Below are 325 nucleotides of genomic sequence, written 5' to 3'. Positions count from 1 at the left end.
CCTGCCCGGCACGCCCGCCGCTGATGCCATTGCGGCCACGGCGGCGGCGTGGGAAATCGCGCTCACCAGCGGCAAAGCATGGCGCGATGAGGATGCGCCGCGCTTTCAGACGGCCTTTGCCACGCTGGCTGCCACCGCCGAAGCATGGCCGGCACCGGCGGCGCTGCTCAAGGCTATGCCGCCGCCGCCCGAGCCGCTGATGATTGAGTATCGACATCAAAAGCCCAGCGCCGAGCAGCTGCGGCGCAAAGACGAGATAGTGCAATCACTTGCCCACACCCTGGCCGAAAAATCGGCCGCATTGGCCGCCACACAGCGGCCATCA

Annotated in this window: 1 protein-coding gene; it reads left to right on the top strand. The window is 67.4% G+C overall.

Annotation, left to right across the window (positions count from 1 at the left end; genetic code table 11):
* The coding region (locus RMT89_RS41960) for a hypothetical protein (protein ID WP_315889011.1) at positions 1 to 325 on the top strand (325 nt) is incomplete at both ends.

The sequence above is a fragment of the Streptomyces sp. P17 genome, from assembly GCF_032436805.1.
Classification (GTDB): Bacteria; Actinomycetota; Actinomycetes; order Streptomycetales; family Streptomycetaceae; genus Streptomyces.
This window is presented reverse-complemented; position numbering and strand designations above follow the sequence as displayed.